Origin of the sequence: Pseudomonas sp. UME65, assembly GCF_014170225.1 — a bacterium.
In the GTDB taxonomy this organism is placed as follows: domain Bacteria; phylum Pseudomonadota; class Gammaproteobacteria; order Pseudomonadales; family Pseudomonadaceae; genus Aquipseudomonas; species Aquipseudomonas protegens.
Genome location: NZ_LZZQ01000011.1, coordinates 558,126 through 575,626 on the forward strand (window position 1 = coordinate 558,126; position 17,501 = coordinate 575,626).

15 protein-coding genes are annotated in these 17,501 nt (G+C 63.4%); 10 read left to right on the plus strand and 5 right to left on the minus strand.

Annotated elements, in window-relative coordinates; all coding sequences use genetic code 11:
* Window positions 1-78: 78 nt before the first annotated feature.
* Together A9971_RS13480 and A9971_RS13485 are read left to right on the plus strand one after the other, a co-directional pair.
* The gene (locus tag A9971_RS13480; protein ID WP_183000703.1) at window positions 79-2,565 is read left to right on the plus strand and encodes a circularly permuted type 2 ATP-grasp protein; all 2,487 of its coding nucleotides are present in this window, start codon (window positions 79-81) and stop codon (window positions 2,563-2,565) included.
* Entirely contained in the window at window positions 2,565-3,455 is an 891-nt protein-coding gene (locus A9971_RS13485; protein WP_183000704.1) for a transglutaminase family protein, read from the plus strand. Before A9971_RS13480 ends, A9971_RS13485 begins: the two co-directional genes overlap by 1 nt.
* A 109-nt stretch (window positions 3,456-3,564) precedes the next feature.
* Here the strand turns inward: A9971_RS13485 and A9971_RS13490 are convergent, their stop codons facing one another.
* Together A9971_RS13490 and A9971_RS13495 are read right to left on the minus strand one after the other, a co-directional pair.
* Window positions 3,565-3,741 (minus strand): hypothetical protein, encoded by a 177-nt coding sequence (locus A9971_RS13490; RefSeq protein ID WP_011058958.1) that lies wholly within the window; start codon window positions 3,739-3,741, stop codon window positions 3,565-3,567.
* A gap of 68 nt (window positions 3,742-3,809) precedes the next feature.
* Window positions 3,810-4,397, minus strand: a complete 588-nt coding sequence (locus tag A9971_RS13495) for a TIGR00730 family Rossman fold protein (RefSeq protein ID WP_019096143.1) — start codon at window positions 4,395-4,397, stop codon at window positions 3,810-3,812.
* Window positions 4,398-4,748: 351 nt separating this feature from the next.
* On the opposite strand from A9971_RS13495, the gene azu reads away from it, so the two are divergent.
* Complete coding sequence (gene azu / locus A9971_RS13500) at window positions 4,749-5,195, plus strand: azurin (protein ID WP_011058960.1); 447 nt, start codon at window positions 4,749-4,751, stop codon at window positions 5,193-5,195.
* A 153-nt stretch (window positions 5,196-5,348) separates the two neighbouring features.
* On the opposite strand, the gene nadE is transcribed toward azu, so the two are convergent.
* The 3 genes from nadE to A9971_RS13515 form a co-directional block, all read right to left on the minus strand.
* Window positions 5,349-6,176 (minus strand): ammonia-dependent NAD(+) synthetase, encoded by an 828-nt coding sequence (nadE, locus tag A9971_RS13505; RefSeq protein ID WP_053148788.1) that lies wholly within the window; start codon window positions 6,174-6,176, stop codon window positions 5,349-5,351.
* Window positions 6,177-6,179: 3 nt separating this feature from the next.
* Window positions 6,180-7,394, minus strand: a complete 1,215-nt coding sequence (gene pncB / locus A9971_RS13510; protein ID WP_015633947.1) for a nicotinate phosphoribosyltransferase — start codon at window positions 7,392-7,394, stop codon at window positions 6,180-6,182.
* A 202-nt stretch (window positions 7,395-7,596) separates the two neighbouring features.
* Window positions 7,597-8,499 carry a LysR family transcriptional regulator gene (locus tag A9971_RS13515; protein ID WP_183000705.1) on the minus strand — a complete coding sequence of 301 codons (903 nt, stop codon included), beginning with the start codon at window positions 8,497-8,499 and terminating at the stop codon, window positions 7,597-7,599.
* A gap of 170 nt (window positions 8,500-8,669) precedes the next feature.
* Here A9971_RS13515 and A9971_RS13520 point away from each other — a divergent pair, with 170 nt between their 5' ends.
* The 7 genes from A9971_RS13520 (at window position 8,670) to A9971_RS13550 (ending at window position 17,014) form a co-directional block, all read left to right on the plus strand.
* Window positions 8,670-10,160, plus strand: a complete 1,491-nt coding sequence (locus A9971_RS13520; protein WP_011058964.1) for an aldehyde dehydrogenase family protein — start codon at window positions 8,670-8,672, stop codon at window positions 10,158-10,160.
* 113 nt (window positions 10,161-10,273) lie between these two features.
* A complete protein-coding gene (locus tag A9971_RS13525; RefSeq protein WP_123431195.1) occupies window positions 10,274-11,557 on the plus strand; it encodes an FAD-binding oxidoreductase in 1,284 nt (427 codons plus the stop codon).
* 364 nt (window positions 11,558-11,921) lie between these two features.
* Window positions 11,922-13,058: a branched-chain amino acid ABC transporter substrate-binding protein gene (locus A9971_RS13530; RefSeq protein WP_011058966.1), complete on the plus strand. Its 1,137-nt coding sequence runs from the start codon at window positions 11,922-11,924 to the stop codon at window positions 13,056-13,058.
* A 161-nt stretch (window positions 13,059-13,219) separates the two neighbouring features.
* On the plus strand, window positions 13,220-14,134 hold the full coding sequence (locus A9971_RS13535) for an ABC transporter permease subunit (RefSeq protein ID WP_011058967.1): 915 nt from the start codon (window positions 13,220-13,222) through the stop codon (window positions 14,132-14,134).
* 2 nt (window positions 14,135-14,136) lie between these two features.
* A complete protein-coding gene (livM, locus tag A9971_RS13540; protein ID WP_011058968.1) occupies window positions 14,137-15,432 on the plus strand; it encodes a high-affinity branched-chain amino acid ABC transporter permease LivM in 1,296 nt (431 codons plus the stop codon).
* Entirely contained in the window at window positions 15,429-16,301 is an 873-nt protein-coding gene (locus A9971_RS13545; protein ID WP_011058969.1) for an ATP-binding cassette domain-containing protein, read from the plus strand. The genes livM and A9971_RS13545 overlap by 4 nt, the downstream gene beginning before the upstream one ends.
* Window positions 16,298-17,014 carry an ABC transporter ATP-binding protein gene (locus A9971_RS13550; RefSeq protein WP_011058970.1) on the plus strand — a complete coding sequence of 239 codons (717 nt, stop codon included), beginning with the start codon at window positions 16,298-16,300 and terminating at the stop codon, window positions 17,012-17,014. Before A9971_RS13545 ends, A9971_RS13550 begins: the two co-directional genes overlap by 4 nt.
* The last annotated feature ends 487 nt before the right edge of the window (window positions 17,015-17,501 follow it).

Here is a 17,501-nt window from a genome sequence, read left to right on the forward strand (position 1 = left end):
GACGCCTGTGAGATAGCCATATCCGGGCGTCATGGCGGTGCGTTAATCTGACTTTCCCTGCCGTCTGCCGAGTGTTCCATGCCTGACTTGCTAGACCGTTACCCGCTGACGGCGGGTACCTACCACGAGTTGCTGGATGACCAGGGCCAGGTTCGGGCGCACTGGCAGCGGCTGCTGGAACAGTTGCAGCGCAGCAGCCCCGGTCAACTGGCCCAGCGCCAGGCGCTGCTGACCCGGCAGATCCACGAGAACGGCGTCACCTACAACGTCTATGCCGACCCCAAGGGCGCCGACCGGCCCTGGGAACTGGACCTGTTGCCCCATGTGATCGCGGCGGATGAATGGCAGTTGCTGTCCACCGGAATCGCCCAGCGCGCTCGCCTGCTCAATGCCGTGCTGGCGGACCTGTATGGCCCGCAGCGGTTGATCCGTGAAGGGCTGTTGCCGGCGGAACTGGTGTTCGGCCACAACAATTTCCTCTGGCCGTGCCAGGGCATCTGCCCGCCGGAACAGACCTTCCTGCACCTGTATGCCGTGGACCTGGCACGCAGCCCGGACGGGCGCTGGTGGGTCACCGCCGACCGTACCCAGGCGCCCTCCGGGGCCGGCTATGCCCTGGAGAACCGCATGAGCGTGTCCCGGGCGTTCCCCGACCTGTACCGCGACCTGCAAGTGCAGCACCTGGCCGGGTTCTTCCGCACCCTGCAGGAAACCCTGGCCCGCCAGGCACCCCGGGACAGCGAAGCGCCGCTGGTGGTGCTGCTGACGCCAGGGCGGTTCAACGAGAGCTATTTCGAGCACCTGTACCTGGCGCGACAGCTTGGCTACCCGCTGGTGGAGGGCGGCGACCTGACCGTGCGTGATGCCACGGTGTACCTCAAGACTCTCAGCGGCCTGCGCCGGGTGCACGCCATCATGCGTCGCCTGGACGACGATTTCTGCGATCCGCTGGAGTTGCGCACCGACTCGGCCCTGGGGGTTCCCGGGCTGCTGGACGCGGTGCGCCAGGGCCGGGTGCTGGTGGCCAACGCCCTGGGCAGCGGGGTGCTGGAGTCCCCCGGCCTGCTGGGCTTCCTGCCGAAGATCAGCCAGTTTCTGCTGGGCGAGGAACTGCTTCTGCCGTCCATCGCTACCTGGTGGTGCGGCGAGGCCCCGGTGCTGCAGCAGGCCCTGGAAAAACTCCCGGATCTGCTGGTCAAGCCGGCCTTCGCCTCCCAGAGCTTCACCCCGGTGCTGGGCCGCGACCTGGACCCCGAGCAACGCCGGCGATTGGCTGAGCGCATGCGGGCGCGGCCCTATGCCTATGTCGCCCAGGAATTGCCGCAACTGTCCCAGGCGCCGGTCTGGCAGGCCGAGAACGGGCAGTTGCAGCCCCGTGCCATCGGCATGCGGGTGTATGCGGTGGCCAGCGAGGACGGCTACCGGGTGCTGCCCGGAGGCCTGACCCGGGTCGCTGCCCAGGCCGGTGCCGAAGTGGTGTCGATGCAGCGCGGTGGCGCCAGCAAGGACACCTGGGTGCTCGGGGAGCGGGCGCCCAGCGGCGAGCAGTGGAAGGCCCAGCGCACCATCGGCGTGTATGACCTGGTGCGCCGCGATCCCTACCTGCCGTCGCGGGTGGTGGAAAACCTGTTCTGGTTCGGCCGTTATTGCGAGCGCTGTGACGACAGTGCGCGGCTGCTGCGGATCATGCTGGCGCGCTATGTCGATGGCGATGACCCGCAAGCCTTGCTGGCCGCGGTGGACCTGGGAGAAAGCCTGATGCTGCTGCCGGATGAGGGCGAGCTGCCCGAACGCCTGCTGGCGGCCCTGTTGGGTGAGGACTGGTCCTTCAGCCTGCGCTCCAACCTGCAACGCTTGCAGTGGGCGGCTTCCCAGGTACGCGGCAAGCTGTCCCGGGAAAACTGGCAGGCCCTGGTGGAGCTGCAGCGCGAGGCCCAGGAGCTGGACACTCCGGAGCCGGATTTCGCCGAACTGCTGGATTTTCTCAACCGCCTGGTGATGTCCCTGGCGGCGCTCTCCGGGTTCGCCCTGGACGACATGACCCGTGACGAAGGCTGGCGCTTCCTGATGATTGGCCGGCGCATCGAGCGCCTGCAGTTCCTCAGCAGCAGCCTCGCGGCCTTCCTGCGGGGCACCGCGGCCTTCGACCAGGCCGGCTTGGACTGGCTGCTGGAGCTGGGTAACAGCAGCATCACCTACCGGTCGCGCTACCTGGCGGTGGCGCAGTTGATTCCGGTCCTCGACCTGTTGCTGCTGGATGAACAGAACCCCCACGCCGTGTTGTTCCAGCTCAAGCTGGTGACCCGCACCCTCAAGCGCCTCAACGATGATTTCGGCGTGCCCCGCGAGCTGGCGCTGCCGCGGCTGGTGGAGCGCCTGGCGCATTTCGACCTGGGCTGCCTGGAGAACTCGCTGTTCGGCGAGGCCAGTGTGCGCGCCGCAGTGGAGGGCCTGGCGGACCTGCTGCAGGAGATCGCCGAGGTCAGCGGGCAGGTTTCGGACCGCCTGGCGCTGCGGCATTTCGCCCATGTGGATGATGTCAGCCAGCAAACGGTGTCGGTCTGATGAGCGCGCGCTACCAGGTGTTCCACGACACCCACTACCGCTACGACAGCCCGGTGTCCCTGGCCCAGCAACTGGCGCACCTGTGGCCCCGGGCCTGTGCCTGGCAACTGTGCAGCGAGCGGCAATTGCTGATCAGCCCCGACCCTACCAGCCGTCGTGACGAGCAGGATGTATTCGGCAACCCGCTGACCCGCCTGGCCTTCGAGCGGCCCCATTACGAATTGCTGGTCAATGCCCAGCTCAGTGTCGAGGTGCTGGAGCGGCCGGCGCTGGATTTTGCCGCGTCACTGCCCTGGGATGCCGCCCGCGGCGCCCTGACCTACAGCGGCCAGCCCTTGTCCGAGGCGTTGCTGGAAGCCTGTCGCTACCGTTTCGAATCGCCTTATGTGCATCTGAAGCAGAGTTTTGTCGAGTTCTGCGCCAGTTGCTTCGTACCGGGGCGGCCGCTGTTGCAGGGCGCCCAGGCGTTGATGGAGAAGATCTTCAGTGAGTTCACTTTCGACGCCGAAGCCACCCAGGTGGCGACGCCGCTGGTGGAGGTGCTGGAACGCCGGCGCGGGGTGTGCCAGGACTTCGCCCACCTGATGCTGGCCTGCCTGCGCTCGCGAGGGCTGGCGGCGCGCTATGTCAGTGGCTACCTGCTGACCCAGCCACCGCCGGGGCAGCCGCGGCTGATCGGCGCCGATGCTTCCCATGCCTGGGTTTCAGTGTTTTGCCCGGTGCTGGGCTGGGTGGATTTCGACCCGACCAACAACGTGCAGCCGGCGCTGGAGCACATCACCCTGGCCTGGGGCCGGGATTTTTCCGATGTGTCGCCGTTACGTGGGGTGATTCTGGGAGGGGGCAGCCATGACCCGGATGTTCGGGTCACCGTCATGCCCCTGGCATGACACTGCCATCTCCGACCTTGCAGGAGCCGGCTTGCCAGCGATGGGGCCTGCGGATATTGCGTAGGGCTGGAGAGCGCTTTCGCTGGCCAGCCAGCTCCTACGGGGCAGGTCAGGCCTGGGGGGCCTCGGGCTCGGCGTCGTCGACGCTCACTTCACCTTCTGCATCCGGGTTCAGTGCGCTGGTTTCTTCAGCGGCGGCTTTCTTGCGTTGCAGCTTTTCCTCTTTCTTCTGTTCCTTGGCCAAGTCACGTTGACGTTTGGCGAAGGAGTAGTTGGGTTTGGCCATGGGCGATCCTCTGGGGTCGAAGGTGAGGTTGAGCGGCGCGTATTCTGCCTGTTATCGGGGCCGGGTGGTTAGCTGGGTTTGCCTTCGGCCCATTTGTCCGGGACCGTCGGTTGCCAGGCGTCCAGCGCATCCAGCAGGCCGGCCGGCGACTCGCTCATTTGCAGCATGTCACGGTGCGGGGCACGGACGAAGCCTTCGCCGACGATATGATCGAGAAAACCGCTGAGTTTTTCGTAGAAGCCATTCACTTCCAGCAGTCCGAGCGGCTTGTGGTGGTAGCCCAACTGGCCCCAGGTCCAGACTTCGAACAGTTCTTCCAGGGTTCCCAGGCCGCCGGGCAGGGCGATGAAGGCGTCGCTGAGCTCGGCCATGCGCGCCTTGCGGGCGTGCATGCCGTCCACCACTTCCAGACGGGTCAGGCCGCGATGGCCGATTTCCTTGTCCTTCAGGCTTTGCGGAATGATCCCGATGACTTCGCCCCCGGCCGCCAGGGCCGCGTCGGCGACGATGCCCATCAGCCCTACCGCGCCGCCGCCATACACCAGGGTCAGCTTGCGCTCGGCGATGGCCCGGCCCAGGGCCTGGGCGGCTTCACGATAGAGAGGGTTGGCGCCGGTGCTGGCGCCACAGAATACACAGACAGAAGTTAACGACATGCCTTACTCCGAGGTCATTGATGGCCTCAGAGTAAAGGCTCGCCGGCCTCGCTCCAAGTATTAAACCTCCCGTTGCGGGGTTTCATGGGTACCGCTGGCGCCACAGGCGTAGGCGGCGAGCAAGCTGCGAAACAGGCTGTTCAACGGCATGAGGGTGACTCCGATCAGGGACGATGGCGTGATTCTAGAAGCGTGCCATGCCGCTGGCCGGTTGATTGTCTTGATCAGGTCGATAGCAGAGAGTTGTATACAATTTTTTGATGCAAATCATAGGAACTTGCGAGAAATTCAGGCAGTCTTCCGTCCCATGGATTCAGATGGATTTTGTTAACCCTGCCTTGGAGATTCACCATGTTTGCCAAACTCGTTGCGGTATCCCTGTTGACACTGGCCAGCAGCCAACTGATGGCCGCCGAATGCAAGGTCGATGTCGACTCTACCGACCAGATGTCCTTCAACACTAAGGAAATCACCATCGACAAGAGCTGCAAGACCTTCACCGTGAACCTGACCCACTCCGGCAGCCTGCCGAAGAACGTCATGGGCCACAACTGGGTACTGAGCAAGACCGCAGACATGGCTGGCATCGCCACCGACGGCATGGCCGCCGGCATCGACAAGAGCTACCTGAAGGAAGGCGACACCCGTGTCATCGCCCACACCAAGATCATCGGTGCCGGCGAGAAAGATTCGGTGACCTTCGACGTATCGAAGCTGACCGCTGGCGAAAGTTACCAGTTCTTCTGCTCGTTCCCGGGCCACAACTCGATGATGAAAGGCGCTGTGGTCCTGAAGTAAGCATCAGGCCCGGCTGCAACAAGAAAGCGCCCCCAGGGGCGCTTTTTTTGTGTGCATCCGTAGGAGCGGGCTTGCCCGCGAAGAGGCCCTCGAGCCTCGTGCAGCACAAGCGGCCCATTCGCCGGCAAGCCGGCTCCTACAGAGCGAGGCGGGTCATGGGGCGAAGGGCATGACGCGTTTGTGATGGGTCTTGCGGTAGGTGTCGCAGATGATCTTGAAGGCTTCCTCACGTACCGGCTGGCCATGCAGGAAGGCGTCGATCTCGGCGTAGGTGACGCCGTGGGACGCTTCGTCCGGCTTGCCCGGCGACAGGTCTTCGAGGTCGGCGGTAGGGACTTTTTCCACCAGGGACTCCGGCGCGCCGAAATAGCGGGCAATGGAGCGCACCTGGTTTTTCACCAGGCCGCTCAGGGGCGCCAGGTCGCAGGCGCCGTCACCGAACTTGGTAAAGAAACCCATCACCGCTTCGGCGGCGTGGTCGGTACCTATCACCAGGCCATGGGCGGCGCCGGCGATGGTGTACTGGGCCACCATGCGCATCCGCGCCTTGGTGTTGCCGAGGACGAAATCCCGGGACACCGCGTGCTGCCCCTCGAAGGCCGCCACTTCGTTGGCCAGGGCCCTGACCGCCGGGCCGATGTTCACGGTGTGGCGTTCGTCAGGGTTGATGAAGTCCACCGAGGCCTGGGCATCGTGCTCGTCGAACTGGGTCTCATAGGGCAGGCGCACGGCAATGAAGCGGTAGCCATCGTCCCCGCTGCGTTCGCGCAATTCACGCATCGCCCGTTGGGCCAGCAGGCCGGCGGTCAGGGAGTCGACGCCGCCGCTGATACCCAGCACCAGGGACTTGAGCCCGGAATTGACCAGGCAGTCCTGGATGAAGCGGATGCGCCGGGCGATTTCTGCCTCAAGGGCGGCGTGGTCGGGAAAAGGTGCTTGGACCTTGAGCTGCTGCGCAATCTCACGCTGTACGGCTTGCATGATTCACTCCTTGCCAGGTTGGGCAGGTACTTGGAAAACGTGGCGCAAGTAAGCGACGAAGTTCGGATCCTTGCAATGGGTCTTGCCCGCTTCATCGGAGATCTTGGCGACGGGCTGGCCATTGCAGGCAGCCATTTTAAGCACGATGCTCATCGGCTCGACACCGGGAATGTCACAGGTCAGGTTGGTGCCGATGCCGAAGCTGACATTGATCCGCCCCCGCAGCGCACGGAATATTTCCAGGGCGCGCGGCAGGCTCAGGCTGTCGGAGAACACCAGTGTCTTGCTCATCGGATCGATGCCCAGCTTGTGGTAGTGGGCGATGGCCTTTTCTGCCCAGAGGATCGGGTCGCCGGAGTCGTGGCGCAGGCCGTCGAACAGCTTGGCGAAGAACAGGTCGAAATCGCCGAGGAAGGCATCGGTGGTGATGCAATCCGTCAGGGCGATGCCCAGCAAGCCACGGTATTCGCGGACCCAGCAGTCGAGGGCGGCGATCTGGCTGTCGATCAGCCGCGGCCCCAGTTGCTGGTGGGCCATGATCCATTCGTGGGCCATGGTGCCCAGGGGTTTCATGTTCAGTTCCCGGGACAGGTGCACGTTGCTGGTGCCGACAAAACGTCCGGGGAAATCGTGCTTGAGCACGTTCACTACTTCTTCCTGGACTCGGTAGGAAAAGCGTCGGCGGGTGCCGAAATCCGCCACTTGCAGCTCGGAAAGTTCTTCGCTGCTGGCGTTGGCGGTCAGCCAGTCGAACTTGCGGTACAGCTGCTCGCGGGCCTGGACCAGCTGGATCTCGCGATAGCGGTAGCGGTTGCGCACCTCGCTGATGATGGCCAGCATCGGCACTTCGAACAGGATCACGTGCAGCCAGGGGCCGCGCAGGCGGATAAACAGCTCGCCGTCCTCGATGCCGGTATGCACGTAGCGCAGGTTGAAGCGAAACAGCCCGAGAAAGCGCAGGAAATCCGGCTTGAGGAAGCTGATTCGTTCGAGAAAGCCCAACTGGTCGGCGCTCAGGCTCAGTTCCGCCAGGCGCTCGAACTGGTAGCGGATCTCTGCCAGATAGGGCCGCAGGTCCTCGCTGTTACGGCAACGAAACTCCCATTCCACCTCGACGTTGGGGTAGTTGTGCAGCACCGCCTGCATCATGGTCAGTTTGTAGAAGTCGGTGTCGAGCAGGTTCTGCACGATGCGATCGGCAAACACACTCTCGCTCATAACGGGAATCTCCATGCTGGCCGCGACGGACAAGTGCGGCATTCAGCTCTTTCAATGAAGGCGCTAGTGGCGCATAGACGCGCAGCGCTTTGCCAGTGTTTTTTGTGGCGGGCCATTCTCCGGTCGTAGGAGCTGGCTTGCCAGCGAACGGATCTTCTGTCTTGAGCAGGGCTCAAGGGCCCCATCGCCGGCAAGCCGGCTCCTACGGGAGGGGCGAGTCGTTGTGTTCGAGCATCCAGCGCACGAAGTCCCGGACCTTGGGCACTTCCGCCGAGTGTTCGGGGTAGGCCAGGTAATAGGCGTCCTGGCTGGGCATGGCGTATTCCCAGGCGATCACCAGCTTGCCTTCAGCCAGTTCTTCTTCCACCAGAAAACGTGGCAGCAGGGCGACCCCGCAGCCGACCTGGGCCGCACGAATGCACATATAGAAGGTTTCGAAGCGTGGGCCGTGGTAGCTGTGCTCGGTCTGGTAGCCCTGTTGGTCGAACCATTCGTGCCAGCCCTGGGGCCGTGAAGCGTTCTGCAACAGCACCAGTTCAGTGAGTTGCCTGGGGTCGGTCAAGTGCTCGGCGGGCAGGCTGTCAGGGGCGCAGACCGCCACCAGCTCTTCGCTGAACAGCTTCAGGCTCTCGGTGCCGGGGCGTGAACCCTGGCCAAAGTAGAAGGCCAGGTCGGCATGGCCCTGGAGCAGTTCGTCAGGCTCTTGCTCATTGCACAGGTCCAGGTGGATGTGCGGGTGGCGCAGTCGCCAGCCCTTGAGGCGCGGCACCAGCCAGCGGGCGCCAAAAGTGTAAGGCGTGGAGACTCGTAGGACTTCGGTCTCGCCGCCGTAGGAACGCAGGTAATGGGTAGACATCTCCACCTGGGTGAGGATCTTGCGCACCTCCACCAGGTACAGGTCGCCGGCCGGAGTCAGTTGCAGGCGCCGCCGTACCCGACGAAACAGCAGGTGTTGCAGCAGCTCTTCCAGTTGCGCCACTTGCTTGCTCACCGCGCTCTGGGTCAGGTTGAGCTCTTCGGCCGCACGGGTGAAGCTCAGGTGCCGGGTCACGGCCTCGAAGCACTGCAGGGCGGTGATCGACGGCAAGTAGCGTTTGTTGAGCATGGGTGGTCCTTGTTCTTATGGGTGCCAGCGAGCGGCTCAGCATGAATAAACGGAATGATATCTCGCTTAAAGGTCGTTTGTTGGCAAGTCTCGGGCCAGCTACAACTACTAGCCTTGATGGCCGTCGCAGCGGCCTGGTTCTTTCGCTTTCATCTGTAAGGAGTAACCCCATGGTTGCCGCATTGCTTGATCGTCTGGGTGTCAACCCGGCCCTGTACCAGTCGGGCACCCAGCCTGTGCACTCGCCCATCGACGGCAGCCGGATCGCCGCGGTGAACTGGCAGGGCGCCGCCGAGGTGGAGCAGCAGGTCAGTCGCGCAGAGCATGCATTCGCCCTGTGGCGCAAGGTGCCGGCACCCCGTCGCGGCGAGCTGGTGCGGCAATTCGGCGAGGTGCTGCGCGAGTACAAGGCCGACCTGGGGGAGCTGGTGTCCTGGGAAGCCGGCAAGATCACCCAGGAAGGCCTGGGGGAAGTGCAGGAAATGATCGACATCTGCGACTTCGCCGTCGGCCTGTCGCGCCAGCTCTACGGCCTGACCATCGCCTCCGAGCGCCCGGGCCATCACATGCGTGAAACCTGGCATCCCCTGGGGGTTGTTGGGGTGATCAGCGCCTTCAACTTCCCGGTAGCGGTCTGGGCCTGGAACACCACCCTGGCGCTGGTCTGCGGCAACCCGGTGATCTGGAAACCCTCGGAAAAGACCCCGCTCACCGCCCTGGCCTGCCAGGCGCTGCTGGAGCGCGTGTTGAAGAACTTCCAGGATGCTCCCGAATACCTGAGCCAGGTGATCATCGGCGGCCGTGATGCCGGTGCCGCCCTGGTGGACGATCCGCGGGTGGCCCTGATCAGCGCTACCGGCAGCACCCGTATGGGCCGCGAAGTGGCGCCGAAAGTGGCCGCACGTTTTGCCCGCAGCATCCTCGAACTGGGCGGCAACAATGCCATGATCCTCGGCCCCAGCGCCGATCTGGACATGGCGGTGCGCGCCATCCTGTTCAGCGCCGTGGGTACCGCCGGCCAGCGTTGCACCACCCTGCGTCGCCTGATTGCCCACGAGTCGGTGAAAGAGGAAATCATCAGCCGCCTCAAGACGGCCTATTCCAAGGTGCGCATCGGCCACCCGCTGGAAGGCAACCTGATCGGCCCGCTGATCGACAAGCACAGTTTCGAGGCCATGCAGGATGCCCTGGAGCAGGCTCTGAGCGAGGGCGGCCGGGTCTTCGGCGGCCAGCGCCAGTTGCAGGACCAGTTCCCCAACGCCTACTACGTGTCGCCGGCCATCGTCGAAATGCCCGAGCAGAGCGAGGTGGTGTGCAGCGAAACCTTCGCGCCGATCCTCTATGTGATCGGCTACAACGACTTCGAAGAAGCGCTGCGCCTGAACAACGCCGTGCCTCAGGGCCTGTCGTCCTGCATCTTCACCACCGACGTGCGTGAGGCCGAGCAGTTCATGTCGGCGGTGGGCAGCGACTGCGGCATCGCCAACGTCAACATCGGCCCCAGCGGCGCAGAGATCGGCGGCGCCTTCGGCGGCGAGAAGGAAACCGGTGGCGGTCGCGAATCCGGCTCCGATGCCTGGCGCGGCTACATGCGGCGCCAGACCAACACCGTCAACTACTCCCGGGAGCTGCCGCTGGCCCAGGGCATCACCTTCGATTGAGTCTTTTCGCGAGCACGCTCGCTCCTACGGGGAGGTTTGTAGGAGCCAGCTTGCTGGCGAACAGCGGCAAGTGCGTTTCAGCGTCTGTGGTTCGTTGATTTCGGAGTCTGGCAATGGCGCTACAAGAACAATGTCTGTGGGAAACACTCACCCCGCAACGGCCTGACAGAGCGCCGCTCAAGGGCGAGCTGACGGCGGATGTGTGCATCATCGGCGCCGGCTTCACCGGGCTGTCGGCCGCCGTGCATTTGCTGGAGCAGGGCAAGCGGGTCTGTGTGGTCGAAGCCCACCGCGCGGGGCACGGCGGTTCAGGGCGCAACGTCGGGCTGGTGAACGCCGGCATGTGGATCCCGCCGGACGAGATCGAGGCCGGTTTCGGCGAGCAGGTGGGCAGCCAGCTCAACCGCATGCTCGGCGCGGCGCCGTCATTGGTGTTCAGCCTGGTGGACAAGTACCACATCGATTGCCAGCTGCGCCGCGAAGGCACTTTGCACATGGCCCACAACGCCCGGGGCGAGGCCGATCTGCGCAGCCGTGAAGAACAGTGGAAACGTCGCGGGGCCCCCGTGGAGTTGCTGACCGGCGTGGCGTGCGAAGCGGCCACCGGCACTCGCAAGATTGCCGCGGCCCTGCTCGACCGGCGGGCGGGAACCCTCAACCCCATGGCTTACGTCAGCGGCCTGGCCAGGGCGGCGACGGAATTGGGCGGGCGTCTGTTCGACCATTCCCCGGTCACCCGCCTGGAGCGCCAGGGCCAGCGCTGGTCGGTGCAGACCGAGCAGGGCTCGGTGCTGGCCGAGCAGGTGGTGATCGCCTCCAACGCTTACACCGAGGGCGACTGGACCGAGCTGCGGCGCAACTTCTTCCCCGGCTACTACTACCAGGTGGCTTCCGCGCCCCTGACCGAAGAAGCGGCGCAGCAGATCCTGCCCGGGGGCCAGGGCTCCTGGGATACCCGACAGGTGCTCAGCAGCATCCGCCGGGATGCCGAGGGCCGCCTGTTGCTGGGCAGCCTGGGCAATGGCAGCCAGAAGCCCTTGTGGTTCCTCAAGGCCTGGGCCGACCGCGTACAGCAGCATTACTTCCCGTACCTCAAGCCGGTGGAGTGGGAATGCACCTGGACCGGCTGCATCGCCTTCACCCCCGATCACCTGATGCGCCTGTTCGAGCCAGCCCCGGGCCTGGTGGCTGTCACCGGTTACAACGGCCGGGGCGTGACCACCGGAACCGTGGTGGGCAAGGCCTTCGCCGACTACCTGTGCAACGGCGATCCCCAGGCCCTGCCGATCCCCTTCGCAGCCATGCAGCCCCTGGCCGGCGTGGGCTTGCGCAGTTGCCTGTACGAAGCCGGCTTCTCCCTCTACCACGCGGGCCAGTGCCTGCGAATTGTGATCTGAACAAGGAAATAGTGGGCGGCCGACGACGCTTTTCGATGCAGCGACTAGCCTGTAATGGTGCGGCTCGTAGCAGTCTCGCACCAGCAGTGTGCAGTTCGGTGACGCGAGCTGTTACAGCAGGGTTGCACGTTGAATTGTGTCGCGGTTGCAATGATGGCACGCATGGGTTGCGCCCATTAAAAAGCAGGGTTTTACCTTCCGCGGTTTAGACGGTTGCACGCCCAATGAAAAAGGGCTCGAAACAGTCGAAATAACAATAAGACAGCGACTTTTTTCAGAATAAAAAACCACTGGCACGGCGCTTGCTCTGAGCAACCTTAGTGAAGTCGCAGTGCCAACTAAAAAAACCTTGGAGCACCACCTCATGTCCCAGACGTTTTACAAGAAAGGCTTTCTGGCCCTCGCAGTGGCAACTGCGCTGGGTGTTTCTGCGTTTGCTCAAGCCGACCTGAAGATCGGTGTAGCGGGTCCCATGACAGGCGCCAACGCGGCATTTGGCGAGCAGTACATGAAGGGTGCACAGGCAGCGGCTGACGAGATCAACGCCAAGGGCGGGGTCAACGGCGAGAAGATCGTCCTGGTCAAGGGCGATGACGCCTGTGAACCCAAGCAGGCGGTGGCAGTGGCCAACCGCCTGGTGGACCAGGACAAGGTGGCCGGCGTGGTCGGGCACTTCTGCTCCTCGTCGACCATTCCGGCTTCCGAGGTGTACAGCGACGCCGGTGTGATTGCCATCACCCCGGGCTCCACCAACCCCCAGGTCACCGAGCGTGGCCTCTCCGCGATGTTCCGCATGTGCGGGCGTGACGACCAGCAGGGCATCGTCGCCGGTGACTACATCATCGATGTGCTCAAGGGCAAGAAAGTCGTGGTGCTGCACGACAAGGACACCTACGGCCAGGGCCTGGCGGATGCCACCAAGGCACAGTTGACCAAGCGCGGCGTGACCCCGGTGCTGTACGAGGGCCTGACCCGTGGCGAGAAAGACTTCAGCGCCGTGGTGACCAAGATCCGCGCCGCCGGCGCCGACGTGGTGTACTTCGGCGGCTTGCATCCGGAAGCCGGTCCGCTGGTACGCCAACTGCGCGAGCAGGGCCTGAAGGACGTCAAGTTCATGTCCGACGACGGCATCGTTACCGACGAATTGGTGACCACCGCCGGTGGCCCGCAATACGTTGACGGCGTGTACATGACCTTCGGCGCCGACCCGCGCCTGCTGCCAGACAGCAAGGCCGTGGTGGATGCCTTCCGCAAGGCCGGCACCGAGCCCGAGGGCTATACCCTGTACGCTTATGCCTCGATCCAGGCCCTGGCGGCCGGCTTCGGCGGCGCCAAGTCCAACAAGGGCGAAGATGCGGCCAAATGGCTCAAGGCCAATCCGGTGAAAACCGTGATGGGCGAGAAGTCCTGGGACGCCAAGGGTGACCTCAAGGTTTCCGACTACGTGGTCTATCAGTGGGACAAGGACGGCAAGTACCACCAGCTGGAAAAACAGAAGTGACATGAGTCCGAACGGGCCGGTACCACCCCCTGGTACCGGTCCCTGCTCGTGCAGTACTTGCCTTTTCTCGTAGAGCTGCACAACGGACGTGTTGCGCAGACGGGTGATCCCTGTCCGGCGTCGACGGCCTGTGCAGTCTCTCAAGTCCGTGAGATTGCGTTATGGATGGTATTTTCCTGCAGCAACTGATCAATGGGCTGACCCTCGGGTCCGTCTACGGTCTGATCGCCATCGGCTACACAATGGTCTATGGCATCATCGGCATGATCAACTTCGCCCACGGCGAGGTTTACATGATTTCCGCCTACCTCGCGGCAATCAGTCTGGCTCTGCTGGCCTATTTCGGCATTGAATCCTTCCCGCTACTCATTCTCGGCACCTTGATCTTCACCGTGGTGGTGACGGGGATCTATGGCTGGGTCATCGAGCGCGTGGCCTACAAACCCCTGCGCAACTCCACCCGCCTGGCACCGCTGATCAGCGCCATCGGTATCTCGCTGATCCTGCAGAACTACGCGCAGATCAGCCAAGGCGCCAAGCAGCAAGGAGTTCCGACCCTGCTGGCCGGAGCCTGGAAAGTCGATATCGGCACAGGCTTCGTGCAGCTCACCTACACCAAGATCTTCATCCTGGTGGCGGCGTTCGCCGGCATGGCACTGCTGACCTACATCATCAAGTACACCAAGCTCGGGCGCATGTGCCGGGCCACTCAGCAAGACCGCAAGATGGCCTCGATCCTCGGCATCAACACTGACCGGGTGATCTCCTACGTGTTCGTCATCGGCGCGGCCATGGCGGCCCTGGCCGGTGTGCTGATCACCATGAACTACGGCACGTTCGACTTCTATGCCGGCTTCGTCATCGGCATCAAGGCGTTCACCGCGGCGGTACTCGGCGGCATCGGCTCGCTGCCTGGGGCGATGCTCGGCGGGATCATCCTCGGCATCTCCGAGTCGCTGTTCTCCGGCTTGATCAACTCCGACTACAAAGACGTGTTCAGTTTCTCGCTGCTGGTGCTGATCCTGATCTTCCGTCCCCAAGGCCTGCTGGGTCGCCCACTCGTGGCGAAGGTGTAAGTATGTCTGCTGCCAATAAACCGATTGATATCAAAAAGAGCGTCATCGACGCCGTGCTGGCCGGGCTGATCTCGCTGATCGTGTTTGGCCCCATCGTGGGTGTGGTGCTCGATGGCTACAGTTTCAACCTGCAGCCGACTCGCGTGGCCTGGTTGGTAGCCATTGTCATGGCCGGCCGGCTGGCCCTGAGCCTGTTCCTGCAAACCCCCAAGGGCCTGAAGATTCTCCAGGGCTTTGAAAGCACCGGCTCCGGCGTGCATGTGCTGGCGCCGGACTACAAGTCGCGGCTGCGCTGGATCATCCCGGCCCTGATCGTGATCGCCATCGTGTTTCCGTTCTTCGCCAACAAGTACCTGCTGACCGTGGTCATTCTCGGGTTGATCTACGTACTGTTGGGCCTGGGGCTGAACATCGTGGTGGGGCTGGCGGGCCTGCTGGACCTGGGTTACGTGGCGTTCTACGCCATCGGCGCCTACGGCCTGGCCCTGGGTTACCAGTACCTGGGCCTGGGCTTCTGGACCGTGCTGCCCCTGGCGGCGATTGCCGCGGCCCTGGCGGGGTGCATATTGGGCTTCCCGGTGCTGAGGATGCACGGCGACTACCTGGCCATCGTGACCCTGGGCTTCGGCGAGATCATCCGCCTGGTGCTCAATAACTGGCTGTCCTTCACCGGTGGCCCCAACGGCATGCCGGTGCCGTCGCCGACTTTCCTGGGCCTGGAGTTCGGCCGCAAGGCCAAGGACGGCGGGGTGCCGTTTCATGAGTTCTTCGGCCTGGAATACAACCCCAACCTGAAATTCCTGTTCATCTACATCGTGCTGTTCCTGGTGGTGCTGCTGGTGCTCTACATCAAGCACCGGCTGACCCGCATGCCCGTGGGGCGGGCCTGGGAAGCCCTGCGTGAAGACGAGATCGCCTGCCGCGCCATGGGCCTGAACCATGTGCTGGTCAAACTCTCGGCCTTCACCATCGGTGCTTCCACCGCCGGCCTGGCCGGTGTGTTCTTCGCCAGCTACCAGGGCTTCGTCAACCCGTCGTCGTTCACCTTCTTCGAATCGGCGCTGATCCTGGCCATCGTGGTGCTGGGGGGCATGGGCTCGACGGTGGGCGTGGTGATCGCGGCCTTCGTGCTGACTGTGGCGCCGGAGTTGCTGCGCAGCTTCTCCGAGTACCGGGTGCTGCTGTTCGGCATTCTCATGGTGTTGATGATGATCTGGCGACCGCGAGGGCTGATCCGCATCAGCCGCACCGGCGTCACTCCACGCAAAGGTGCTCTGACTGAGGGGAACGCGCCATGAGCGAATACATTCTTTCGGTCGAAAACCTGATGATGCACTTCGGTGGCATCAAGGCCCTCAGCGACGTCAGCCTGAAGGTCAAGCGCAACTCGATCTTCGCCCTGATCGGCCCCAACGGCGCCGGCAAGACCACGGTGTTCAACTGCCTGACCGGCTTCTACAAGGCCTCCGGCGGGCGCATCGAGCTCAATACCCGGGGCCGGCAGACCAACGTCATCAAGCTCCTGGGCGAGCCCTTTCGCGCCACCGACTTCGTCTCGCCGAAAAGCTTCGCCAGCCGCCTGTACTACAAGATGTTCGGCGGCACCCACCTGGTGAACCGCGCCGGCCTGGCGCGGACCTTCCAGAACATTCGCCTGTTCAAGGAAATGTCCGTGGTGGAAAACCTGCTGGTGGCCCAGCATATGTGGGTCAACCGCAACCTGCTGGCGGGCATCCTCAACACCAAGGGCTACCGCAAGGCGGAAAGCGCCGCCCTGGACCATGCCTTCTACTGGCTGGAGGTGGTGGACCTGGTGGACTGCGCCAACCGCCTGGCCGGCGAGTTGTCCTACGGCCAGCAGCGGCGCCTGGAGATCGCCCGGGCCATGTGCACCCGGCCGCAGATCATCTGCCTCGACGAGCCGGCCGCCGGCCTCAACCCCCAGGAAACCGAGGCGCTGAGCGCAATGATCCGGCTGCTGCGCGACGAGCACGACCTGACCGTGGTACTGATCGAACACGACATGGGCATGGTGATGAGTATTTCCGACCACATCGTGGTGCTCGACCACGGCAACGTGATCGCCGAGGGCGGCCCGGAGGCGATCCGCAATGATCCGAAAGTGATTGCCGCCTACCTGGGTGCCGACGAAGAGGAACTGGCATGACTCAACCTATCCTCGAACTCAAGGACCTGGACGTGTACTACGGCCCGATCCAGGCCCTGAAGAAAGTCTCGCTGCACATCAACGAAGGGGAAACCGTGAGCCTGATCGGCTCCAACGGTGCCGGCAAGTCGACCCTGCTGATGTCGATCTTCGGCCAGCCCCGGGCGGAGTCCGGGCAGATTCTCTATCGCGGTGTGGACATCACCCACAAGTCGTCCCACTACATCGCCTCCAACGGTATCGCCCAGTCCCCGGAAGGGCGTCGGGTGTTCCCCGACATGACCGTGGAGGAAAACCTGCTGATGGGCACCATCCCGATTGGCGACAAGTACGCCAATGAGGACATGCAGCGCATGTTCGAGCTGTTTCCCCGCCTCAAGGAACGGCGTACCCAGCGGGCCATGACCATGTCTGGCGGCGAGCAGCAGATGCTGGCCATTGCCCGGGCATTGATGAGCCGGCCCAAGTTGCTGCTGCTGGATGAGCCGAGCCTGGGCCTGGCGCCGATCGTGGTGAAGCAGATCTTCGCCACCTTGAGGGAGTTGGCGGCCACCGGCATGACCATCTTCCTGGTGGAGCAGAACGCCAACCACGCGCTGAAGCTCTCGGACCGCGCCTACGTGATGGTCAACGGCGAGATCCGCTTGAGCGGCACCGGCAAGGAGCTGCTGGTCAACGAGGAGGTGCGCAACGCTTACCTGGGCGGCCACTGACCGTCCGCTCTGTGGATAAAGCATGCCCCGCCGGCCCGCGCCGCCGGGGCATTGTTATGCCCACCCCATCCCGTCCTTCCCTGTAGGCGCTGGCTGCCAGCGAAGGGCGCCGCCTGACCGCCTTTCTGATTTCACCGAGCGCCGACTGGCGCTTTGCGCCTGCACCAAGCCTGTGTCCGGTAATTGTGGAAAACATTCCTGGCAAGCTGCTTTAACGCGGCATAAAGACGCTGCAAACAGTTGTTTTTCCACTGTTTTGACTTGTCCCCGTTTGCTGTGGAGCGGGCTGTGGGTAACGTGGGTGTAGCTGGCTGCAGGCCTTTAACCACGTGGCTTGCAGGCGATTGGTTGTTTTTTGATCGGTGCTTTTTGTGGGAGCTGAAGGTGCGCTTGTCAACCTTTTTATTGTCGCAGCTGTACCTGGAAAAGGGTTGGGATAAGCCTGTGGATAAGTCTGTGATTAAACTCTGGAAAGACGGCTCTGAGC